Below are 22,062 nucleotides of genomic sequence, written 5' to 3' on the forward strand. Positions count from 1 at the left end.
TGGTTAACGCTGCGGGACGTCTTAGCCGCGCAACCTAGCCATCCATGCTTCAACTTCTTCAGGCTTGCGTGGCAGGGCAACGCTCAAGTTCTCGGCGCCATCGGCGGTGACCAGGATGTCATCCTCGATGCGCACGCCCAGGCCGCGGTACTCCTCGGGGATCGCCAGATCCTCGTCCTTGAAGTAGAGGCCCGGCTCGATGGTGAAGACCATGCCCTCCTCCAGCTCGGCATCCAGGTACAGCTCGGCGCGTGCCTGGGCGCAGTCGTGCACGTCCAGACCGAGATGGTGGCTGGTGCCATGCGGCATCCAGCGGCGGTGATGCTGCCCCTCTGGATCCATGGCTTCTTCCACAGATACCGGCAAGATGCCCCACTCGGAGAGCCGCTCAGCCAAAACGCGGGTAGCCACCAGATGCAGGTCGCGGAACTTCAGGCCCGGCTTGGCCGCAGCGAAGGCGGCATCGGCGGCATCCAGCACGGCCTGGTAGACCTTGCGCTGCACCTCGGTGTACTTGCCGGACACCGGCAGCGAGCGGGTGATGTCTGCGGTGTACAGGGATTCGGCCTCGACACCTGCATCCAGCAGCAGCACCTCGCCCTGCTTGACGGTTCCGGTGTTGCGGATCCAGTGCAAGATGGTGGCGTTGTTGCCCGAGGCGGCGATGGTGTCGTAGCCCAGCTCGTTGCCTTCAAGCCGGGCGCGGGCGAAGAACGCGCCTTCGACAACGCGTTCGCCGCGTTCGTGCGCGACGGCCTTGTCCAGGTTGCGCACCACGTCTTCGAAGCCGTTGATGGTCGCGGCAACCGACTTGCGCAGTTCGGCGATTTCGTACGCGTCCTTGACCAGGCGAAGCTCGGAAACGAACTCGGCCAGCTCGGTATCCAGGGCATCGCTGGCTTCCAGATCCTGGCCGGTGTTGATGCGCGAGGTATCCACCAGCGCCTCGATGTTCAGATCCACCTCGCGCACCAGACGGATGCGGATGCCGCCCAGGGCCTGCGGGCCGGAATTCTTGGTGATCGCGATTTCCAGCTGTTCCAACGAATCGGTGGGCATCCCGGTGCGCGCCGACAGCGAGGACAGGGTTGGGCGCGGGCCCACCCAGAATTCGCCGGAACGCGAATTCAAATAGAAATCGGTGGTGTCGCGGCCGGCCATCGGCGCGAAATACAGGGTGGAAACGTGGTTGGAGCCGTGCTCGCCCACGCCGTCATCGGTCGGTTCCATGACCAGTACGGCATCGGGCTCGTGGGCGACGCCCAGGCCGGTCAGGTGGGCGAACGCAGAATGAGGGCGGAAACGGTAGTCCGTGTCGTTGGAGCGGACCTTGAGCGGGCCTGCCGGAATGACGATGCGCTCACCGGGGAAATTCTCCGAGAGCTTGGCACGGCGAGCGGCTGCGTAGCTGGCAGCGGCATCTTGTTCTGGCAGATCAGAAGTGTCTTGCGCCCACGAGGAGGCCATGAAGTCCTGGAATGCCTTGGACGTTGGACGCTGGGAACGGTTGTTCACGCGGTCTTCCAACGGCTGATCAGTGCTTGGTGCAGATGAATCTTGATTGGTCATGTTCCAAGTGTGTCACCATCAGCTGTATCCCAGCAAAGAATCAGCGCAGGGGATAACCTAGGCATATGCGAATCGACCTGCACACCCACTCCAATGTGTCCGACGGAACTGAAACTCCGGCCGAGCTCATGCGCGCCGCTTCGGTTGCGGGCCTGGATGTCGTGGCGTTGACAGATCATGACCAGACCACCGGTTGGACCGAAGCCGCGGCGCAAGCCGGGAAGCTGGGACTGGGATTCATTCCGGGCATGGAAATCACCTGCCAGGATACCCACGGCATCAGCGTGCATCTGCTCAGCTACCTGCATGACCCCACCTACCAGCCGCTGCTCGAGGAGCTGGATATTGCGCTGAACTCGCGGATCGTTCGCGCCCGCCGCATTGTCGACCTGCTGGCCGAGGACTATCCGATCAGCTGGGATCTGGTGGGGGAGCATTGCCTGCCGGGTTCAACCGTGGGCCGCCCGCATATTGCCGATGCGCTGGTGACCGCGGGGGTGGTGGATAACCGCAATGAAGCGTTCGCCAACATCCTCTCCTCGCGGTCGCGCTACTACGTTTCGCATCCAGCGGTGAATCCTGCCACTGCGGTGCAATTGGTGCGGGAAGCCGGTGGCGTTCCGGTGTTCGCGCATCCCAAGGCCTCTGCACGCGGACGGGTAGTTCCCGATTCCACCTTCTACGAGATGATCGATGCCGGGCTAGCGGGGGTCGAAGTGCACCACCGGGACAACACCGCCGAGGGAAAGGCCTGGTTGCTCAAGCTGGCCGCCGATCGCGATCTGATTGTCACCGGATCTTCCGACTACCACGGCACCGGAAAGCTGAACCGGCTCGGCGAGAATCTCACCGAGCCGGAAATGCTGCATAGGATTATTGCCCAGGGGACCGGAACTCAGGCCTCGATATAGCTGGTGCTTCCAGGTAAACGAGCCTTCATCACCTCGATGGCCTCGGTGTTCTGGTCAATCAGCACATACTGGCGTCCCAGCTTCGCGGACACTGCACCGGTGGTGCCTGAGCCGGCAAAGAAGTCCAGCACCCAATCACCGGGGCGCGACGACGCGGCCACAATCCGGCGCAGCACGCCTTCGGGCTTCTGCGTCGGGTAGCCGGTCTTTTCCTTGCCAGTAGGCGAGACGATGGTGTGCCACCAGACATCGGTCGGCAACTTGCCCAGGGCGCGCTTCTCCGGGGTGACCAGGCCGGGAGCCATATACGGCTCGCGGTCTACCTCGGCCGAATCGAAGTGGTACTTCTTCGGATCCTTCACGTAGACCAGGATGGTGTCGTGCTTGGCCGGCCAGCGGCTCTTGGCGCGGGCACCATAGTCGTAGGCCCAGATCAGTTCGTTCAGGAAGCAGTCCCGGCCGAAAATCCCATCGAGCAGCACCTTCACGTAGTGCACCTCGCGGTAGTCGAGGTGCACATAGAGCGTGCCGTCCTCGGCCAGCAGGCGGTGGGCCTCGCGTAGCCGCGGCTCGATGAAGCTGAGGTAGTCGTCGAAGGTATCGTGATACGAACGGGCGATCCCCAGCTCGGTGTTGTACTCGCGTCCCTTGAATCCGGTGCGGTCGCCTTCGCCTTCGGCAGCGCGGACCATGGTGCGCTGGGCACGGGTCTGCTTGCGCCCGGTGTTGAACGGCGGGTCCACATAGATCAAGGTGAAGCTTTGATCGGGCAGGGTGCCAAGGATGGAGAGGTTATCACCGTGATACACGGTATTACCCGAGGCTGGAACGACGGACGCCGGGGCATCCTGCGTTCCAGCGTCGGGCAAAGCTGGTTCTTCGGGTAGAGCGAGCACCGCTGGTGTAGGTTCCTTTCGGAAAAGTTGGCTGACCGGTTGGACTGGGAATTAGTCCTGGCCGCCTGCTTCGGTGCTGCGGGTGCGGCGGCGCGGACGGCGTCGGCGGGCAGCGGATGCGCCCTCGGTCGCCGCCTGCTCGCCGCCGGAAGCATGGGTTTCGCGGTGGCGCTCGTTTTCGCGTGCCGGACGGTCCTGCTTGCCCTTGGAGTGGCCGTGGCGTGCGCCCTCCTGCTCGGCGCCTGAGTCCTGCGCACCGCGCTGCTGGGTCTGCTCGCCGTTCACGGTGCGGGTGCGGGTACGCGAATTGCTGCGGCGGCGCGGGGTGCGCGCCGAATCCTCGCGGCGTGGCGAGCCATCGCCCTCAGCTGCCGCGGTCTTCTTGGCACGCTGCAAGCGGCCCTTGGTGCCCTTGGGGATTCCCAAGTCGGCGAAGAAATGCGGCGAGGACGAGTAGGTCTCTACCGGCTCGGGAACGTTCAGGCCCAGCGCCTTGTTGATCAGCGACCAGCGGGGCACCGAATCCCAATCCACGAAGGTGACCGCAATACCGGTGTTGCCGGCACGACCGGTACGGCCTACGCGGTGCAGATAGGTGTTCTCATCATCCGGGCACTGCAGGTTGACTACGTGGGTGACGTCATCCACGTCGATGCCGCGGGCCGCGACATCGGTAGCTACCAGGATGTCGACCTTGCCGGCGCGGAAGGCCTTCAAGGCCTGCTCGCGGGCGCCCTGGCCCAGATCGCCGTGCAGCGAACCGGCGTTGAAGCCGCGGTCCACCAGCTCATCGGACAGCTTGGCAGCCGAGCGCTTGGTCTGGGTGAAGATGATGGTTTTGCCGCGGCCTTCTGCCTGCAGCAGGCGGGCCACCATCTCGTCCTTGTCCATGTTGTGCGCGCGGTAGACCAGCTGGCGGATGTTGCGCTTGGTCAGCGAGTCATCATCACCGGGATCCTGGGCGCGGATGTGGGTGGGACGGGTCATGTAGCGGCGTGCCATGGTGATCACGGCGCCGGGCATGGTGGCCGAGAACAGCATCGCCTGGCGTACCGGCGGCAACGCGGCCAGAATGCGCTCTACATCGGGCAGGAAGCCCAGGTCCAGCATCTCGTCGGCCTCGTCCAGTACCACGGTGCGAACCTGCTTGAGGTTCAGCACGCGCTGGCGGTTCAGGTCGATCAAGCGGCCCGGGGTGCCGACAATCACGTCGGTGCCGGCCTTCAGGGCATTGATCTGCTCTTCGTAGGGGCGGCCGCCGTAGATGGTGGTGATCGAGATGTTCGAGTGCTTCGATGCCTGGGCCAGGGCGGCGCCGACCGGGATGGCCAGCTCGCGGGTCGGGGCCACGATCAGTGCCTGCGGGGCACCGGGGAATTCAAGATCCCCGTAGCCCTTGTCGCCTTCGCGGATCACGCGCTGCAGGGCAGGGATGCCAAAGCCCAGGGTCTTGCCGGTGCCGGTCTTGGCCTGGCCGATGATGTCGTTGCCGCCCAGGGCAACTGGCAGGGTCAGGGCCTGGATGGGGAACGGGTACTCGATCCCGGCTTCCGAAAGCGAAGCAACGATGTCTTCGCGAACCTTCAAATCGGCAAAGCTCTGCTTGATCGGCTCTGCGATGGTTGGCTCATTGTCTTGTGGTTCGGCCACTGGGGCCGAAAGCGTCGTGTCAGTCACGATGTCTTTGTTCTCGTTTCATGTGGGCACGGTACCTGCTCCATTCCGGCTCGCAACAAGCCAGGAGCATGCGGATACCGCACGAATCCAGCGGAGCCGATCGCTACTTTCACGTTAGGTGGCTTGGTCAAGCACCTGCGGGATGGCGGCCGCTGGGAAGTCGCCATAAAACTGTTTCATCTATCAGCCCATTGCGATCGGGCATCCTATTTACTAATAGGCCAAGCATAGCCGGTTTTGCCCGGAAACCCGGGTTTAGGAGTCTCAGGCCACGATTTCGAAGCTGATCTTGCGGGCCGCGGGATCAGCTTGGACCAGCTTTACGTGCACCAAGGTGCCCGGCTGGGCGGAACCGGAAAAGTTTCCGGTGACCGGTTCATCGGCCAGCTGCAGTACTCCGGGACGAATCTTTCCATCTTCCTTTTGCTCGGCTGACTTCAGCACGATGGCTTGGAATTCTTCCCCGACACGTGTTTTGAGCACATAGGCTTCGAGCAGGTCGACGGCCGCATTGTTCACCCGGTTGGCGGCAATGCTGCTGGTACGCATCAGCCCGGGCAGCTCTTCCAGGGCCGAGGCGAGCTGCTCGGGGATCGGCTGGCTGGTGGAAAGCAGGTGGCAGGTGAGCAGCACGAAGCGGTCCACGAGCCGGCGCAGCGGCGCGGTGGTGTGCGCGTAGGGCGCTGCCAGTGCCGCTTGGATCAGTTCCTCTTCAGGCTGCCCGGCTATGACCCGGTAGTCTGCACCACGGAACAGTGCGGCGGCACGATGCATGATCACCAGTTGCTTCGGGTCGCTGACATCCAATGCATGCAGGTACTGCCCGTAGCTTTGCGTTGCGTCCCACGGCGTGCCCAGCAACTGGGTCTGGGTGCGGAATTCCTGCTGGTCCGCCTCATCCGGTGCGGGCATGGTGCGCAGGATGCCCACACCGGCCTCGAGCATGATGCGGGCCGCGGCTATGCCGGTGAGCAGGGAAATCTGCGCGTTGTGCCCTTCCAGGGGCAGCGGGGTGCGGCTGACCAGCTTGTAGCCGTCGCCTGCTTCTTCAATTTCCTGGTCCGGCAGGTTCAATGAGGCTCCGCCGCGCAGTTGCTCCTGCAGCAGGCGCGCAGTACCGATTTCGGCGAGCAATTCCAGCTGCTCATCGAGTTCCCCCGAATCCAGCCGGGCCTGGGCCGAGGCGTAGTCCAGCTGGGCGCGGGAACGGATGCGCGCGCGGTTCAGCTGGACCTCGCCCAGGGCGCCATCGGCATCCAGGGAAATTTTCCAGTGGAAGGCCGGCCGGTCCTGGTCTGGCAGCAGCGAGCCCTGGTCTTCGGAAATCAGGGGCGGGTGCAAGGTGATCTTGCGGTGCGGCAGGTAATAGGTCTGACCGCGTTGGCGGGCCACCTGGTCCAGCTGGCTGCCCAAGGTGACGAACGCGGGGACGTCCGCGATCGCATAGTGCACGGTATAGCCCTGGCCGTTTCGTTCAAGGAACATCGCCTGGTCGAGATCGGTGGCGCCGAGCGGGTCAATGGTGAAGAACGGGATGCCGGTGGCGTCTTCTTCGGGGTGCTGGACCTGGGCTACCGCCAGTTCCGCGGCTTTCAGGGTTTGCTCGTCGAAGGGTGCCGGTACCTCGAACTCTGCTTCAAGGCCGAGCAGTAGCTGGGCCAGCGAGTTGGCGGGAACCGGGCGGGGGCTGCGGATTCTTCGTTCAGTCACCCTTTAGCAATACCATGACTCGGTGAGTCAAATCACTATTTGGGCGAAGAAATAGCCGGTTTCGCTTCTAAGCGAAACCGGCCACCAGCTGCCGAGGCGATGCCTCGGCGCGCAACAAGCTCTACTGTGCGAAGCCGACGCGGCGGACTTCTTCCGGGCCAACCTCAACGTAAGCGATGCCAGCAGCAGGCACCAGGACCTCGCGGCCCTTTGGATCCTTCAGTGCCAGAACGGTGCCGTCGGCGATCGCCTTCGAGACCAGCTCATTGACTTCGGCGTTGCTGAGCTCGGATTCAAGTACAACTTCGCGGGCTACATTCTGAATGCCAATGCGGATTTCCATGATTGTCGCAGATCCTCTCGAACGAAATAGGTGTCCCGTATGGGGCCTCTGAACACTAATTTAGCTAGTTTTCTTTCGGGAACTGGGAAATTCCGCGCCAAGCTAAACGGGAGATGAGATCCACGGCGGCATTCTGGTCCACCGAGGAGCTGCTGGTGGCCCAGTAACGCGCCGAAACCTGGGAGAGGCCGGCCAGGGCACGGCCTGCCAGCAGGCCTTCCTCCTCGCTCATGTCGGTATCTTCCACCACGACGCGGGCGATGGAGGAAGCCAGCGAACTGTTGAACTGCTCGATGCGATGGGCGATCAGCGGGTCCGAGAGCACATCGGATTCGAAGATCAGGCGGTACGCCTGGGATTCGCCCTTGATGTAGCTGTAGTACGTGTTGATGGTGGCGAAGACGCGCTCGCGATTGTCACTGGTGGAGCGGATCGCTTCATCCAGCTGACGGCTGAAGTCGGCCAGGTGCGAATCCAGCAAGGCGAGGTAGAGTTCGCGTTTGCCGGGGAAATGCTGGTAGAGCACCGGCTTGGAAACCAGGGCGACTTCAGCGATTTCGTCCATGGACGCACCATGGTACCCATGGGCCACGAAAACCTGGTGCGCTGCCTGCAGCAGCTGGCGACGACGCGCTTCACGGGGCATCCGTTGCGAGCGGGTGCCTTTGATATTTTCGAGTTCCGTCATGTCGAATGGGGCCTTTCCAGCTGCAGAGTGATCAGCTCCCAAGTCATCAAAGGAATTCTCGGGTGGATAATCTACTTGGAAGTAGTATTCCATGCTTCTGTGCGGAAAGTGGAAATATGCTGGGGGAAATCAGGTTTTCTACGCTGATTTGGCTTCCGGGGCGGCCGGGCAGTTGCCCGGGGCCTGCGTAGTCTCCGATTTCCCGGGCTCCGGCTGCGAGAGCTCCAAGCCGTAGAGGGTTTCCAGGGCCGAGACGTATTCGCCGGTGCGGCCTTCGCCTGCCAGTTCGCGGGCACGCACGGTAGGCACATGCAAAAGCTGGCGCACCATGCGGCGCATGGCCAGCTCGACTTCTTCGGCCGCGGCGCTGCAGCCGTGCTGGGCACGGACCTTCGCGATCTCGGCATCCAGAACGGCTTTGGTGTGCTGGCGCAGCGCGACAATCGCGAAGTCGGCCTCGCGTTCACGCTGAGCGGCGGCAAATTCTGCGGTGGCGTTCTTGACGATGCGGCTAGCCGCGTGAACGGCCATGGCCTGCTCGGTCGGGGCGGCCATGCGCACCGATTCCAAGGTAATCAGTTCAACATCGGGCAGTTCGACCATGGTCGGATCGAAGTCGTGGGTGAGCGCCATGTCGATGGCGATCAGCGGGTGCTTCTTCACGCGCAGCGCTTCAAGCTCTGCACGGGCCAACTGGTGACCGCCGCCGGAGCAGCCAACGATGATGTCAGCTTCGCGCAGGGCCTGCGGCAGCAATTCGTCGCTGAGCGGGAAGCCGCCGCGCTTCGCGGTGAAATCTGCGGCGCGCCCGGAATGCGAGTAAACCGAAATGCGCTGGACGCCGCGTTCCTTGAGCAATGCCATGGTGGCGCCAGCGTAGGAGCCGGTGCCAAAGAGCACAACATCCTGCTCGGACCAGTCGCGGCCTTCAGTGGCCAGTTCTTCGGCCAGATCGAGAGCCACCGAAACCACGGACTTGCCCTGGGTGCCAAGGTCGGTATTCGAACCGACATCCTTGGCCGCGCGGGTGGCGTTCTGGAACAGGCGGGTGAGGTTGCTGGTTGTGGTCTTCTCTTGCTGCGCCTGGGTCAGTGCTCGACGCACCTGGCCAGCGATTTCGCGTTCGCCGACAACGGCCGAGTCCAGTCCGGCGCCTACGGAGAAGAGGTGCTCAACTACCGGGTCGCCTTCCAGCGTGGTGAGGCGGCGGGCCAGGAATTCGGGGGAGAGGTCGGTGCTTGCTGCCAGCTCGTTGACCAGATGTTCTGCTGCGTCCTCCACGTGGTCCACGTCTGCGTAGACTTCGAAGCGGTTGCAGGTGGCCAGCACGACGGCGCCATTGATAGCCGCCGAACCGTTAACGGAGGCAGCTGCCAGCCCGTCGGCCGAAGCACTGATTTGTGCGACGGTCTCCAGATCGAGCTGGGAATGCGATGCGACAAGAGATAAGAAAACCACAGTGACCCCAGAATAGGCCGGAAAATACCGGCAGACAACGCAGGTGTGCCTAAATCTGCATGGTTCCAAGGGGTTAGTTTGCTCACCTTCCCCTGCGGGCGAACGCAGTAAATGGGCTTTTAATCTGAAGAGTTGGCAGAATTGGGGCATGACCCTGTCGCAGAACCATCCGTTGATTGATGGACGTACCCAAGATTCCGCTTTGATCCAAGCTTTGACCGGCAAGAAGCCGTCGCATCACCCGGTGTGGTTCATGCGCCAGGCTGGCCGTTCGCTGCCTGAATACCTGAAGCTGCGTGAAGGGGTGAGCATGCTCGACTCCTGCCTTGACCCTGCCATGGCCAGCGAGATCACCTTGCAGCCGGTGCGCCGCCACAAGGTGGACGCCGGCATCTTCTTCTCGGACATCGTCATCCCGCTGCGCCTTGCAGGCATTGGCGTGGACATCGTGCCAGGCGTTGGCCCGGTGCTGGACACCCCGATTCGCACCAGGGAACAGGTAGCTGCCCTTCCGGAGCTGACTGACGAGTCGCTGGAACCCATCCGCGAAGCCGTGCGCTTGACCGTGGCCGAGCTGGGCAAGACCCCGCTGATCGGTTTCGCCGGTGCGCCATTCACCGTCGCCGCCTACATGGTCGAGGGCAAGCCAAGCCGAGACCACCTGGGCCCGCGCACCATGATGCACACCGACCCGGATGTCTGGGACGGACTGATGACCTGGGCTGCCGACGCCTCGGGCAAGTTCCTGCGGGCGCAGGTTGAAGCCGGCGCCTCGGCCGCGCAGCTCTTCGACTCCTGGGCTGGTTCGCTCTCGCTTCCGGACTACCAGAAGCACGTCGCCCCGTACTCGGTGAAGTCCCTGGACTACGTCCGCGACCTGGGCGTGCCGTTGATCCACTTCGGCACCGGCACCGGCGAACTGCTCACCGCCATGCGCGATGCTGGCGTGGATACCGTGGGCGTGGATTACCGCATCCCGCTGGAAACCGCGATTGAACGCTTGGGCCAGGACGTTTCGGTCCAGGGCAATATTGACCCGGCGTTGCTCGATGCCCCGTGGGAAGTCCTCGAGGCGCACGTGCGCGAAGTGGTTGCAGCAGGCAAGAAGGCCCGCGGACATGTGGTGAACCTGGGCCATGGCGTTCCGCCAACCACCGACCCAACCGTGTTGACCCGTGTGGTGGAGCTCGTTCACTCGCTGTAATTCAACAGGTCTAAGCTAGGTTTAACGCTGTGTTCCAACTGGCCCCCGAGGCCATGGGCAGGGAACAGGGCATCGGCATATTGTGAAGGTAGAAGGTGCTAGGCACGTGAGCAAGGAACAGCGCAATCTGCGCGCAGGGGATTCAGCTGAAGCCACCGGTGCGTCCAAACCGCGACGCGATATTGCCAACGATGCCGCAGCGCATGCCTTGCGCCTGCTGGAAAAGGTGCGCAGCGCCAGCGAAGCACGCCTAGCGAAGAGCGAATCGGCCGATCAGGCCCAGAAGCCATTGGCCCCGCATGCGGTGGTGATCGGTGGCGGCATCGCCGGCCTGGTCGCTGCCCGTGAACTTCGCCAGACCGGACACGAAGTGACCGTGCTGGAAGCAACCGCGAACTTCGGTGGCTGCGTGCGCACCACCGAAGTTGCCGGCATGGAGATTGATGCTGGCGCGGAATCCTTCGCCCTGCGTGGCGGCATTGTTTCCTCCTACCTCGACGAGCTGGATCTGGGCGGGCAGATCGCCAGGACCTCCGGAGAGCGGGCCTGGCTCATCCAGGGGGAAGAGCAGGAAATTCATGCTCACCAGATGCCTGCCACCGCAATGCTGGGCATCCCGGGCAATGTGCGCACCGACGAGGTGCGCGGCATCATTGGCCGACCGGCCACCGTGCGTGCCGCAGCGGATCTGATCACGCCAATGAACAAGAAGTGGGCCACGGAGAACCTGACCATCGCTGAAGTGGTCCGTTCCCGCATGGGACAGGCGGTACTGGACCAGCTGGTGGCCCCGGTCATCAACGGCGTCTATTCCACCGACCCTGCCAAGATTTCCATTGACGCCGCCGCGCCTGGCCTGCGCCAAGCCATGCAGGAGACCGGTTCGCTGGCCCGCGCCGTCACCCGGCTGCAGGCTTCGGCTCCGGCTGGTTCCCGTGTGGCTGGCCTCAACGGCGGCATGTACACCATGGTCGAAGCCCTGGTGTCCCAGCTGGAGCAGGCTGGCGTTGCGCTGGTGCGCAATTCGCCGGTGACCTCCTTGCGCCACGATGCGCAGTCGCCAACTCCGTATGCAGTCACGACCTTGGGCCATGAACTGCTCGCTGACCGGGTAGTTCTCGCGACGCCGGCCGAGCCGGCACTGGACCTGCTGAACCCCCTGCTGGCACCAGAAGAGCGGATCGCCGGCGAAAGCGGTGCCAATGCCATTGCCTTGGCGATCCTGGTGGTCGATAAGCCGGAACTCGATGATGCCCCGCGCGGATCGGGTGTGCTGGTCTCCAGGAACGCCCCGCTGACGGCCAAGGCGCTGACCCATTCCACGGCCAAGTGGCCCTGGCTCGCCGCAGAGGCCGGCCCTGGCACCCACGTACTGCGCCTGTCCTTTGGACGAATCGGCGAACATGAGCAACTTGTCGAATCCGGAGATGATTCAGCTCTCATCGACCAGGCAATCAAAGATGCTTCAAAGATTCTCGGTGTTCAATTGCATCTTGATGATGTCTTGGGAAGCACCGTTTCACGCTTCAGCGACATGGTTCCGCTGCAGGGCCAGGCCGCTACCGCGCGCCGCGCGCAACTGCAGCGCAGCCTGTCGGGCTTCGAAGGGCTCGATGTGGTTGGCGCATGGATTGCCGGCACCGGACTGGCGCGAGTTATCGCCCAAGCCCGCAGTGCCGTCGCGATCAGCGCCCGCTAACCGCACCCGGGCCAACTATCCTGGACTTTTGTCCGAAACCAGATCAAGGAGAATATCAAGTGAGCAACGCACCGGAGCATAATTCCCCAGTAATTCGTGAACGCGAAAATGCAGGAGAAAACCCGACGTTCTTCTACACTCTCTGGACCATTTTCAAGCGTTCGGAAATTGTCGAGCGCTCCGAGGCTGCTGCCGCTGAATTCGATGCGCTGGTCGCCGAGCTGGCCGCCGAAGGCGCCACCGTGCGCGGCATCTACGACGTTTCGGCCATGCGCGAGGACGCTGACGTGATGTTCTGGGTGCACGGGCCATCGGCCCAGCTGCTGCAGGCATCGATGCGCAAGATCCGCCGTTCGGCCCTGCTGGCCGGCACCGAAATCGTTTACTCCACCATGGCCGTGCACCGTGAAGCGGAATTCGCCAAGGACCACTCGCCAGCATTCGCGCGCGGCCTGGATCCGAAGGAATGGATGACCGTTTACCCATTCGTCCGCTCCACCGAGTGGTACACCCTGGATCCAGCGGCCCGCGGCAAGATGCTGCGCGACCACGGCATCCTGGGCCGCGAATTCCCGAACGTGCTGGCCAACACCGTAGCGGCCTTCTCCTTCGGCGACTACGAATGGCAGATCTGCCTCGAAGCCGACGACATGATCGATCTCGTCGACATGATGCGCCACTTGCGCTACACCGAAGCCCGCCACCATGTGCGTGAGGAGACTCCGTTCTACACCGGCCGCCGCATCTCGGCAGCTGAAGCGCTAGAGGTACTGAAGTGAGCCAGGCCTTTGACCCCCGCGAGGGATATGACCGCAACGGCCAGATGATTCCCAAGTCCTACGATGCCATCTTGCTGGCATCCTTCGGCGGACCGGAAGGGCAGGATGATGTCATCCCGTTCCTGCGCAAGGTCACCGAGGGCCGCGGCATCCCTGACGAGCGCCTGGAAGAAGTTGCGGTGCACTACCGCAAGAACGGCGGCGTCTCGCCAATCAACGCGCAGAACCGTGCACTGAAGGCCGCGCTGGAGGCAGAGCTGGCTACCCGCGGCATCGACCTCCCCATCTACTGGGGCAACCGCAACTGGCACCCGTTTATCGACGACACCCTCAAGCAGCTGGCTGCCGACGGCCACCGCAAGGTGCTGCTTATGGGCACCGGCGCCTACTCCGGCTACTCGGCCTGCCGCCAGTACCGCGAGGATGCGGGCATGGGCCTAGTCAACACCGGGCTGGACGGTGTGGTGGAAGTGGACAAGCTGCGCCAGTTCTTCGACACTCCTGCCTTCGTGACGCCCTTTGCGCAGTCCTTGCGTTCCTCGCTGGCCAATGTGCGTGCGCAGCTGGCCGAAGCGGGCAAGGAAGACGGGGCGATCAAGATCGTCTTCGTCACCCACTCCATTCCGATGGCCGACGCCGAGGCCGCAGGACCCGAAGGTATCCGGGCCGCAGGCTACGGGAATCTCTACACCAGCCAGCACCAGGCGGTGGCCAACTACATCCTGTCCCAGGTGGAGGAGGCCAAGGGCCTGGAGCACAGCCTGGTCTACCAGTCCCGCTCCGGGGCACCGCATGTGCCATGGCTGGAACCGGATATCAACGACGCGCTGGAAGAGGATGCCGCAGCCGGTGTCGCCGGCGTCGTGGTCGTGCCCATCGGCTTCATCTCGGACCACATGGAAGTCATGTGGGATCTGGATACCGAAGCCAAGGACAGCTGCGCCCAACTGGGCCTGGCCTTTGACCGCGTCGCCACCCCGGGCACCCACCAGGCGTTCATCTCCGGACTGGTGGACTTGGTCGAAGAACGCCTGGCCGGCCCCGATGGCAAGGCCCTGCGCGCCGGCCGCACCTCGGTTCTCGAATGCGGCCCATGGTTTGATGTCTGCCGTCCGGGCTGCTGCGAGAAGCGCGCCCTGGACGGAACCTTGCGCCCGACCATCGGCGCAGTCGATTCAGAAGTTGGTGTACCCCAGCCATGACCGAAGCATTTCGCGTAGGAACGCGCGGCAGCGCGCTGGCGACCACCCAGACCGGATGGGCCGCGCAGAAGCTGGCCGGGATTTCCGGGTTGGCCGCGCAGACCGTGCTGGTCAAGACCGAAGGCGATGTGGTGACCGGCTCGCTGGCCACCCTCGGAGGCACCGGCGTCTTCGCCGCCGCGCTGCGCCAGCACCTGCTCGATTCCGGCTGCGACCTGGCCGTGCACTCGCTCAAGGACCTGCCCACTGCGCAGCCCGAGGGCCTGGTCCTGGCCTCGATCCCGCCGCGCGAGGATGTCCGCGATGCCCTGTGCTCGCGCGACTCGCTGGGCTTGGACCAGCTGCCCCAGGGTGCGAAGATCGGTACCGGTTCGCCGCGCCGTGCAGCCCAGCTGCTGGCCTACCGCAGCGACTTCGAGATTGTCGATATCCGCGGCAACGTCCCCACCCGCTTAGGCCGGGTCAAGGGTGTCGGGAAGACGCTGGATGATGGCAGCGTGGGCCGCGGCACCCAGGGTGACCTGGACGCGGTGATCCTGGCAGCTGCCGGGATGCGCCGCCTGGGCTTGGACAAGCACATCGCCGAGTACCTGGATCCCTCCATCATGCTGCCCGCCCCGGGCCAGGGCGCCTTGGCGCTGGAAACCCGTACCGCGGGCACCGGCCACGGCGCATTGGATGCGGCTCTGGCGCAGTTCGATGATGCCGCCACCCGCATGCAGGTGGAGGCCGAACGTGCGCTGCTCTCCGAATTGGAAGCAGGCTGTGCTGCCCCGATTGGCGCCTTGGCCCATATCGAGGGCGATGAGCTGGTCCTCGAAGCGGTGGCCTGCAACCCCGATGGCTCGCAGACCATGCGCCGCAGTGCGCGGATCTCCTGCAGCACGGCGGATGCAGCACAGCAGCTGGGCCGTTCGCTGGCGCAGTCGATGATCGCTGATGGCGCTGCCGTAGTTGCCGGGCTGGCCTAGTTCCGGACCATGGCTTATCAGGCACTGATCCTGCGCAACCCGGCACGTGCCGCGGCCACCGTGCAGGAATTCGATCGGCTGGGCATCACCTCGTGGTGCGCCCAGCTGATCGAAACTGTTTGGCCCGCCGACCGCAGCGCATTGCATCGCATGGCCAGCGATCTGGTCGCCGGAGACTACTCCTGGCTGGTCTTCACCTCGGTGAATACCGTCAAGGTGGTGCAGCAAGTGCTGGCTGGAGCGCTCCTGCCGGAGCAGCTGCGTCTGGCCTCGGTTGGAGAGAAGACCACCGAGGCCATCAAGCGGCACTTGGGCCGCAGCGTGGACTTCGAAGCTGAAGAGCAATCGGCTGCCGGCATGCTTGCGGCATGGATCCCTGAGCCGGGTGCCAGGATCTGCTATCCGCACGGCGATCTGGCCAGCTCCACGCTGGCTGATGGGCTGGGCAAATACCCGGTGCAGGTCAACGAATTCATTGCCTATGAAACCGTGGATGCCCCGGCGCCCGGCACCCCGGTCTCTGAGCCGGAAGCGGCAGCCGGACTCAACGTCCTACCGGCGAACCGGATCGGTGACAGACTGGAAGAACAGGATTTGGTGGTCTTCTCGGCGCCCAGCGTGGTCCGCCGCTTCGTGCAGCTGGCAGGGACGCAGCTGCCCGGGAAGCTGCAGACCATCGCGATTGGCCATCCAACGGCCCGGGCTATGGAGGGTGCCGGGCTGCCGGTGCATGCCGTGGCTTCCGCTCCCACCCCGCAGGGCCTGGCCCGTGCGGCCCAAGATTTGCTCCGGCACCGGTAACTCCGGGACCGGAAGTGTGCACAACGGAATAAGAAGTTACGAGAACTGGAGAAAGAGGAGCCATGGGTTTCCCTCAGCATCGCCCGCGCCGGTTGCGGCAGAATCCTGCCATCCGCCGCCTGGTGGCAGAAAATGAGCTTTCGGCACGCCAACTGATCTTGCCTGCCTTCGTGCGCGAGGGACTGGGCGAACCCAACGAGATCACCTCCATGCCGGGGGTCTACCAGCACACCATGGACTCGCTGAAGGCTGCCGCGGCGAACGCGGCCGAGCTGGGGCTGGGTGGCATCATGCTCTTTGGCATCCCGGAAGTACGCGACGAAAACGGCTCGGCCGGTCTGGACCCGCAGGGCATCTTGAACCGCGGCATTGCCGCGGTGCGCGCCGAGGTAGGCGATGAACTGGTGGTCATGTCCGATGTCTGCCTGGATGAATTCACCTCGCACGGCCATTGCGGCGTGCTCGATGCCCAGGGCAACGTGGATAACGATGCCACCCTGGAAATCTACGGCCAGATGGCAGTGGCCCAGGCCGAGGCCGGCGCCCACATGCTGGGCCCGTCGGGCATGATGGACGGCCAGATCGGCGTCATCCGCCAGGCACTGGATGCTGCCGGGCGCCAGGATGTCTCCATCCTCGCCTACAGCGCCAAGTACGCCAGCGCCTTCTACGGCCCGTTCCGCGAGGCAGTGGACTCCCAGCTGGTGGGGGACCGCCGCACCTACCAGATGGATTCGGCCAACCGCAGCGAAGCGGTGCTGGAAGCTGAACTGGATATTGCCGAAGGCGCGGACATGATCATGGTCAAGCCGGCCATGAGCTACCTGGATATCGTGCGCGATATTGCCGATATTTCCCCAGTTCCAGTCTCCGCCTACCAGATTTCCGGCGAGTACTCGATGATCGAGGCCGCCGCCGCCAACGGCTGGATTGACCGCAAGGCGTCCGTGCTTGAATCGCTGCTGTCGATCAAGCGCTCCGGTGCCCAGCAGATCCTCACCTACTATGCAGCCGAAGTTGCCGGCTGGCTCAAGGAAGGCAAGTAATAACATGTCGAACTCTGAAAAGCTTTTCGCCGAAGCCCGCGAAGTCATGCCAGGTGGCGTGAACTCCCCGGTGCGCGCCTTCGGTTCGGTCGGCGGTGTTCCTCCATTCATGGTCGGCGCCAAGGGCGCATACCTGACCGACGCCGACGGCAAGGAGTATGTCGACCTGGTGTGCTCATGGGGTCCGGCACTGCTGGGCCACGCCCACCCGGAGATCCAGACTGCAGTGCACGCGGCCGTGGACCGCGGTTTGTCCTTCGGCGCATCCACTCCGGATGAGGCCAAGCTCGGCGCGCTGATCAAGTCCCGCATGGGCGGGGTGGAACGCGTGCGCATGGTCTCCACCGGCACCGAAGCCACCATGACCGCCGTCCGCCTGGCCCGCGGCTACACCGGCCGTGACCTTGTCATCAAGTTCTCCGGCTGCTACCACGGCCACCTCGATGGCCTGCTGGCCGACGCCGGCTCGGGTGTTGCCACCCTGGCCTTGCCAGGTTCCGCCGGCGTGACCGCTGCCACGGCAGCAGAGACCTTGGTGCTGCCCTATAACGATCGCGCCGCCATCGAGGCCGCCTTCGCCGAGCACGGTGCGAATATCGCTGCGGTGATTACCGAATCTGCTCCGTGCAACATGGGTGTCGTAGTTCCAGAGGACGGATTCAACAAGTTCCTGAAGGAAACTACCGCCAAGCACGGCGCGCTGCTGATCCTCGACGAGGTCCTCACCGGCTTCCGCGCTTCCTCATCGGGCTACTGGGGCCTGACCGGCAAGGAAGAGGGCTGGAACGCAGACCTCTACACCTTCGGCAAGGTCATCGGCGGCGGTTTGCCCACCGCGGCCCTGGGCGGACGCGCTGAGGTCATGGACTACCTGGCACCATTGGGTCCGGTCTACCAGGCAGGCACGCTGTCGGGCAACCCGGTAGCGATGGCTGCCGGCATCGCCCAGCTGACCCACGCGACCGAGGACGTCTACGCGCACCTGGCCAAGCAGTCCGAGGCGCTGCAGGGTGCCATCACCGAATCCTTCAATGCCGCTGGCCTGGACCACTCGATCCAGCGCGCCGGTACCTTGTTCTCGGTAGCTTTCGGCACCTCCGAAAGGGGAGTGCGCAACTACGCTGACGCGCAGGGGCAGGAAGCCTTCCGCTATGCACCGTTCTTCCACTCGATGCTGGACTCCGGGGTGTACCTGCCGCCAAGCGTCTTCGAAGCATGGTTCGTCTCGGCGGCCCATGATGATGCCGCAATGGAGAAGATCTTCGCGGCCCTCCCAGCAGCTGCCCGGGCCGCTGCGGCCGCCACGGCCTAATTGCAGGCTCCCGAGGTCAACAGCCAGGGCCAGGCAGGCACCGTGAGGTGCTTGTCTGGCCCTGGCTCATTTAAGCCTGGAAAGACGGTGGGAAACGGAACTGCCCGAGTTCCGTATATGGAACTCGGGCAGTCAAGGTTCAAGCGTTCGGGAATGCCCCGTGGCTGGAAACCGGATTAGAAAGCGGCGATAACGCTGCCGTCGGTCCAGGTCTTCTCGATGTAATCGCGGACCTCATCGGAGTGCAACAGCTCTTCAAGCTTCGCAACAGCCGGGGTCTCTTCGCCGTCGCGCCAGGTCAGGAAGTTGGCGTTGGGGTTGTTCTCGCCCGACTCCTGGGCAAGCATCTCTGCTTTGTCCAGCTTGGCCTGGACGATGTAGTTGCCGTTGATGACCGCCAAGCCGATGGAATCATCGGACTTGTAGTACTGGACGACCTGCTCGGCGTTGGCGTCAGTGATTTCGAGGTTCAGCGGGTTCTTGTCCGCGTTGCCGTTGACGGTCAGCAGGGAATCATCATCGCTGAGGTTCTGCAGCAGCCCTGCTTCTTCCAGGACGCGCATGCCGCGGATCTGATTCACCGGGTCGTTGTTCAGCAGTACCTTGGTGCCTTCTGCGACGTCCTTGGCGTCCTTGAACTTCTTCGAGAAGACGGTCATTGGCTCCACATGAACGCCAGCGCCGTGCGCGAACTCGTAGCCCTTTTCCTTCATCTCGGTAGCCAGGTAGGCCTCGGTCTGGAAGTAGTTGGCATCCAGCGAGCCGTCGGCAAGTCCGGTGTTCGGGGTGACGTAGTCATCGATCTCCATGACTTCCAAGTCGATGCCGGCTTCCTTCGCCAAGTTCTCATCGATGAAGTTCAGGATGTCTGCCTGTGGGACCGGGCTGGCGCCTACCTTGATAACCGTAGGGTTTGCCGGATCCAGGGTCGCTGCAGCATCAGCAGTTGGTTCGCTGCTGCCGCAAGCAGTCAGGGCGAATGCGGTGGCAACACCGGTGATGGCGAGTGCGAGTTTCTTGCGCATAACTTGTCTTTCCTTAGGTAGAGCCGTGAGGCACGATGCGAGTGGATTTGCCGTGTCCTCAGCGGTTCCACGGCTCCGCCGGATAGACCGGCGGAAGTTTTGACTAGCGGTGATCGACCTTGCGGGCGATCGCATCACCGATGACCTGCACCAGCTGGACCATGATCACGATAATCACGATGGTCGCAAGCATGATGGGCATGTTGTAGCGGACGTAGCCGTAGTTGTAGGCCAGACGACCCAAACCGCCACCGCCTACCAAGCCAGCCATCGCGGAGTAGCCGATCAAGGTCACCAGAGTGGTGGTGACGGCCGAAATGATGCCGGGCATGGCTTCAGGCACCAGGACCTTGCGAATGGTTTGCAGCTTGGTGGAACCCATCACCAGCGCGGCATCGACCTTGCCAGCGGAAACATCGCGCAAGGCGGTTTCCACCAGGCGGGCGAAAAATGGGACCGTGCCGATGGTCAAAGAGACCGAGGCAGCGATCGGGCCCAGCGCGGTGCCGATGAGCATCGCGGCGAACGGAATCAGGGCGACCATTAAGATGGCGAACGGGACGGAACGGGTGATGTTCACGATCACCGTGGAGAGAATCGCGTTTAGCCAGCGGACCGGCGCCAGTCCGCCTTTGCCAGTGACATGCAGCAAGATACCCAGCAGCAGTCCGATGATCACGGTGATCACACCTGAGATCAAGACCATCTGCAGGGTTTCGACGGTCGCTTGGCCTACGGCCTTGAGTACGGTGGGGGTGAAGAAATCCATTGCTTACTTGGCTCCCTTCACGGTTACGGCGATGCCGGTGGACTTCAGGTGGTTCACGATTGCATCCAGATCCGCGTCGGGAGCCAGCTGCAGGCGCAAGTGCGCGTACTGCTGGTTGCCAAGCTGCTCGACCGAACCAGCCAAGACATTGACATCGGTATTGAACAAGCGGGCAATGGAAGAGATGACAGGCTGGGTCGCCTGGCCGCCGGTGTAGAGCAGGTCCAGGATCGGTCCTTCGCCCTCGATGCGTGGTGCGTCGCCCGGAAGCGGGAGCAACGTGGAAGCCAAAGTGCCTTCGGCGTTGGTGATGACCTGTTCGATATTGCCGTGCTCCACGATCTTGCCGCCTTCCAGCAGCGAAACGGAATCGCAGGCTTGCTTCACGACGTGCATTTCGTGGGTAATGATCAGCACGGTGATGTTCAACCGATCGCGCAGCTTCTTGACCAAATCGAGGATTTCATCGGTGGTCTTCGGATCCAAGGCACTGGTCGGCTCATCACAGAGCAGGACATCCGGATCGGTGGCCAGCGCCCGGGCGATACCAACGCGCTGGCGCTGGCCACCGGAAAGCTGGGATGGGTACCCTTTGGCGAATCTGGTTAGGCCCACGAGCTCCAGGAGTTCAGCGACCTTGGCATCAATTTCGGCTTTGGGCATGCCACCAAGCTCCAGCGGGTATGCCACATTCTGCTCGGTGGTGCGCGAGTCGAAGAGGTTCGCGTGCTGGAAAACCATGCCAATTCGACGTCGCGCATTCCGTAACTCGTCGGTGCTGACGTTGGTCAGCTCCTTGCCGTTAACGGCAACGGTTCCGGATGTAGGCTCATCGAGCAAGGTCAAGCAACGGACGAGAGTGGATTTACCCGCTCCGGAATGTCCGACGATGCCATGAATTTTCCCGGTAGGGACTTCAAGGCTGACACCATCAAGGGCAACAACATCCTTGCCGTCTTGCTGGTAGACCTTGCGCAGGTCACTGACTGTGATCACTAGGCGTGTTCCTTCAGATTCTCAAAGGGTGTAGAGAGTACCCTCCATTGAATCATCATCGAACAAAATCGCCCGAATCAAGGGGAAATTACAGTCAAGATTCTTAGTATGAGGTCTTAATGGGGGAGCCTTCGAATATAATTTGTTGATTTGTGACAGAAAATGAACGATTGGCTTCCGCATGGTGGTCGCGAGGCCTGTTGACCCCATGTGAAACGGGGCACAAGAAGCTGATTATTTCAATCTTTACGACTCGGTGATAGGCCAAGCGCCGTCGACAACAGCTTCAGGCTTCGTCTTGCGCAAGTATTTCTGGAAACTTTCTGCCTGTTCTTTCGCCCAACCGATCTGCCAGCCGTGCAGCACCATCGGATCTACTTGCAACTGCGGATAGCGTTCGCCCAGCTGGCGAGCGACCTCGACGCAGGCAACTGCATCGGCCAACGAGGTGTGCGCATTTTCGAGGACTACACCGTAGAACTCGCAAGCCGCCGCAAGGGTGCGCTTCCCCTTGCGGAACTTGTCAACCTGCTTGTCGATGATGAACGGATCGATCACATTGCCCGGGAAAAACGGCTCAAGGTCGTAGCGAACGGCTTCGCTGTAGAGCACTGAGAAATCGTACGAAGCATTAAAAGCAACGATTGGCGCTTGCTCCGAGGCGAACTTCAGCAAATTCAAGATCTCCTGAACGGACTGTTTCGCCGGGGCACCGTCGGCGCGGGCTTTCTCGGTGGAGATTCCGTGAACTGCGGCCGCGGCCTCTGGAATCTCGACCCCGGGGTTTACCAGCCACTCGCGGTTGTTCACCACTTTGCCATCGGCATCCAGCAAGACAACCGATGCCGTAACGATGCGTGCAGTATTGGTATCAACACCAGTGGTTTCCAAATCAAAGCCAATTGCCAGGCCCTTGTGCCATTCAGTCATGGATATAACGCTACAGCCAAGGCGGGACAGGACGGCCCTGCGAATTGCGTGTTGTGGAGTCCTGCAAGCTAATTGG

At 62.8% G+C, this 22,062-nt stretch carries 20 protein-coding genes; 9 read left to right on the top strand and 11 right to left on the bottom strand.

Features of this window, described 5'->3' with window-relative positions:
* Positions 1–21 precede the first annotated feature (21 nt).
* Positions 22–1,569 (bottom strand): aminopeptidase P family protein, encoded by a 1,548-nt coding sequence (locus tag ACNPM8_RS07210; protein ID WP_448939542.1) that lies wholly within the window; start codon positions 1,567–1,569, stop codon positions 22–24.
* 65 nt (positions 1,570–1,634) lie between these two features.
* Between ACNPM8_RS07210 and ACNPM8_RS07215 the strand changes: the two genes are divergently transcribed.
* The gene (locus ACNPM8_RS07215; RefSeq protein WP_448939543.1) at positions 1,635–2,480 is read left to right on the top strand and encodes a PHP domain-containing protein; all 846 of its coding nucleotides are present in this window, start codon (positions 1,635–1,637) and stop codon (positions 2,478–2,480) included.
* Here ACNPM8_RS07215 and ACNPM8_RS07220 read toward each other — a convergent pair.
* The 6 genes from ACNPM8_RS07220 to ACNPM8_RS07245 form a co-directional block, all read right to left on the bottom strand.
* Positions 2,465–3,349: a DNA-methyltransferase gene (locus ACNPM8_RS07220; RefSeq protein ID WP_448939619.1), complete on the bottom strand. Its 885-nt coding sequence runs from the start codon at positions 3,347–3,349 to the stop codon at positions 2,465–2,467. The two genes, ACNPM8_RS07215 and ACNPM8_RS07220, sit on opposite strands and share 16 nt — an antisense overlap.
* Before the next feature lie 78 nt (positions 3,350–3,427).
* Positions 3,428–5,053: a DEAD/DEAH box helicase gene (locus ACNPM8_RS07225; protein ID WP_448939544.1), complete on the bottom strand. Its 1,626-nt coding sequence runs from the start codon at positions 5,051–5,053 to the stop codon at positions 3,428–3,430.
* Between the two features lie 264 nt (positions 5,054–5,317).
* Entirely contained in the window at positions 5,318–6,763 is a 1,446-nt protein-coding gene (locus ACNPM8_RS07230) for an RNB domain-containing ribonuclease (protein ID WP_448939545.1), read from the bottom strand.
* Positions 6,764–6,884: 121 nt separating this feature from the next.
* On the bottom strand, positions 6,885–7,106 hold the full coding sequence (locus tag ACNPM8_RS07235; protein ID WP_105657517.1) for a DUF3107 domain-containing protein: 222 nt from the start codon (positions 7,104–7,106) through the stop codon (positions 6,885–6,887).
* A 64-nt stretch (positions 7,107–7,170) separates the two neighbouring features.
* Positions 7,171–7,794, bottom strand: coding sequence for a TetR/AcrR family transcriptional regulator (locus ACNPM8_RS07240; RefSeq protein ID WP_448939546.1), 624 nt, complete (start codon positions 7,792–7,794; stop codon positions 7,171–7,173).
* A gap of 138 nt (positions 7,795–7,932) precedes the next feature.
* Entirely contained in the window at positions 7,933–9,252 is a 1,320-nt protein-coding gene (locus tag ACNPM8_RS07245) for a glutamyl-tRNA reductase (protein ID WP_332498431.1), read from the bottom strand.
* Between the two features lie 148 nt (positions 9,253–9,400).
* Here ACNPM8_RS07245 and hemE point away from each other — a divergent pair, with 148 nt between their 5' ends.
* From hemE to hemL, 8 genes are all read left to right on the top strand, one after another.
* Positions 9,401–10,456: a uroporphyrinogen decarboxylase gene (gene hemE, locus ACNPM8_RS07250; RefSeq protein ID WP_448939547.1), complete on the top strand. Its 1,056-nt coding sequence runs from the start codon at positions 9,401–9,403 to the stop codon at positions 10,454–10,456.
* 106 nt (positions 10,457–10,562) lie between these two features.
* The gene (hemG, locus tag ACNPM8_RS07255) at positions 10,563–12,155 is read left to right on the top strand and encodes a protoporphyrinogen oxidase (protein WP_332594822.1); all 1,593 of its coding nucleotides are present in this window, start codon (positions 10,563–10,565) and stop codon (positions 12,153–12,155) included.
* A gap of 92 nt (positions 12,156–12,247) precedes the next feature.
* A complete protein-coding gene (gene hemQ / locus ACNPM8_RS07260; protein ID WP_105657676.1) occupies positions 12,248–12,934 on the top strand; it encodes a hydrogen peroxide-dependent heme synthase in 687 nt (228 codons plus the stop codon).
* Positions 12,931–14,136, top strand: a complete 1,206-nt coding sequence (locus ACNPM8_RS07265) for a ferrochelatase (RefSeq protein WP_133833702.1) — start codon at positions 12,931–12,933, stop codon at positions 14,134–14,136. Before hemQ ends, ACNPM8_RS07265 begins: the two co-directional genes overlap by 4 nt.
* Positions 14,133–15,107: a hydroxymethylbilane synthase gene (gene hemC / locus ACNPM8_RS07270; RefSeq protein WP_448939548.1), complete on the top strand. Its 975-nt coding sequence runs from the start codon at positions 14,133–14,135 to the stop codon at positions 15,105–15,107. The genes ACNPM8_RS07265 and hemC overlap by 4 nt, the downstream gene beginning before the upstream one ends.
* Positions 15,108–15,116: 9 nt before the next feature.
* Positions 15,117–15,908, top strand: a complete 792-nt coding sequence (locus tag ACNPM8_RS07275; RefSeq protein WP_448939549.1) for a uroporphyrinogen-III synthase — start codon at positions 15,117–15,119, stop codon at positions 15,906–15,908.
* Between the two features lie 62 nt (positions 15,909–15,970).
* The gene (hemB, locus tag ACNPM8_RS07280) at positions 15,971–16,954 is read left to right on the top strand and encodes a porphobilinogen synthase (RefSeq protein ID WP_448939550.1); all 984 of its coding nucleotides are present in this window, start codon (positions 15,971–15,973) and stop codon (positions 16,952–16,954) included.
* Between the two features lie 4 nt (positions 16,955–16,958).
* Positions 16,959–18,266 carry a glutamate-1-semialdehyde 2,1-aminomutase gene (hemL, locus tag ACNPM8_RS07285; RefSeq protein WP_402695962.1) on the top strand — a complete coding sequence of 436 codons (1,308 nt, stop codon included), beginning with the start codon at positions 16,959–16,961 and terminating at the stop codon, positions 18,264–18,266.
* A 176-nt stretch (positions 18,267–18,442) separates the two neighbouring features.
* Here hemL and ACNPM8_RS07290 read toward each other — a convergent pair whose 3' ends face one another.
* The 4 genes from ACNPM8_RS07290 to ACNPM8_RS07305 all read right to left on the bottom strand — a co-directional run bounded on the left by ACNPM8_RS07290 (position 18,443) and on the right by ACNPM8_RS07305 (position 21,986).
* Positions 18,443–19,291 (bottom strand): MetQ/NlpA family ABC transporter substrate-binding protein, encoded by an 849-nt coding sequence (locus ACNPM8_RS07290; protein ID WP_332489383.1) that lies wholly within the window; start codon positions 19,289–19,291, stop codon positions 18,443–18,445.
* 103 nt (positions 19,292–19,394) lie between these two features.
* Complete coding sequence (locus tag ACNPM8_RS07295; protein ID WP_105657507.1) at positions 19,395–20,060, bottom strand: methionine ABC transporter permease; 666 nt, start codon at positions 20,058–20,060, stop codon at positions 19,395–19,397.
* Positions 20,061–20,063: 3 nt separating this feature from the next.
* Complete coding sequence (locus ACNPM8_RS07300) at positions 20,064–21,056, bottom strand: methionine ABC transporter ATP-binding protein (RefSeq protein ID WP_448939551.1); 993 nt, start codon at positions 21,054–21,056, stop codon at positions 20,064–20,066.
* 246 nt (positions 21,057–21,302) lie between these two features.
* Positions 21,303–21,986 (bottom strand): 3'-5' exonuclease, encoded by a 684-nt coding sequence (locus ACNPM8_RS07305; RefSeq protein WP_105657505.1) that lies wholly within the window; start codon positions 21,984–21,986, stop codon positions 21,303–21,305.
* Positions 21,987–22,062 lie beyond the last annotated feature (76 nt).

The sequence above is a fragment of the Glutamicibacter sp. AGC46 genome, assembly GCF_053543715.1.

Excerpts from the sequence above, each read along its gene's own strand:
- ACNPM8_RS07210 (WP_448939542.1), bottom strand. The coding sequence starts at position 1,569 with ATGACCAATCAAGATTCATCTGCACCAAGCACTGATCAGCCGTTGGAA.
- ACNPM8_RS07215 (WP_448939543.1), top strand. The coding sequence starts at position 1,635 with ATGCGAATCGACCTGCACACCCACTCCAATGTGTCCGACGGAACTGAA.
- ACNPM8_RS07235 (WP_105657517.1), bottom strand. The coding sequence starts at position 7,106 with ATGGAAATCCGCATTGGCATTCAGAATGTAGCCCGCGAAGTTGTACTT.
- ACNPM8_RS07240 (WP_448939546.1), bottom strand. The coding sequence starts at position 7,794 with ATGACGGAACTCGAAAATATCAAAGGCACCCGCTCGCAACGGATGCCC.
- hemE (WP_448939547.1), top strand. The coding sequence starts at position 9,401 with ATGACCCTGTCGCAGAACCATCCGTTGATTGATGGACGTACCCAAGAT.
- hemC (WP_448939548.1), top strand. The coding sequence starts at position 14,133 with ATGACCGAAGCATTTCGCGTAGGAACGCGCGGCAGCGCGCTGGCGACC.
- ACNPM8_RS07275 (WP_448939549.1), top strand. The coding sequence starts at position 15,117 with ATGGCTTATCAGGCACTGATCCTGCGCAACCCGGCACGTGCCGCGGCC.
- hemB (WP_448939550.1), top strand. The coding sequence starts at position 15,971 with ATGGGTTTCCCTCAGCATCGCCCGCGCCGGTTGCGGCAGAATCCTGCC.
- hemL (WP_402695962.1), top strand. The coding sequence starts at position 16,959 with ATGTCGAACTCTGAAAAGCTTTTCGCCGAAGCCCGCGAAGTCATGCCA.
- ACNPM8_RS07290 (WP_332489383.1), bottom strand. The coding sequence starts at position 19,291 with ATGCGCAAGAAACTCGCACTCGCCATCACCGGTGTTGCCACCGCATTC.
- ACNPM8_RS07295 (WP_105657507.1), bottom strand. The coding sequence starts at position 20,060 with ATGGATTTCTTCACCCCCACCGTACTCAAGGCCGTAGGCCAAGCGACC.
- ACNPM8_RS07305 (WP_105657505.1), bottom strand. The coding sequence starts at position 21,986 with ATGACTGAATGGCACAAGGGCCTGGCAATTGGCTTTGATTTGGAAACC.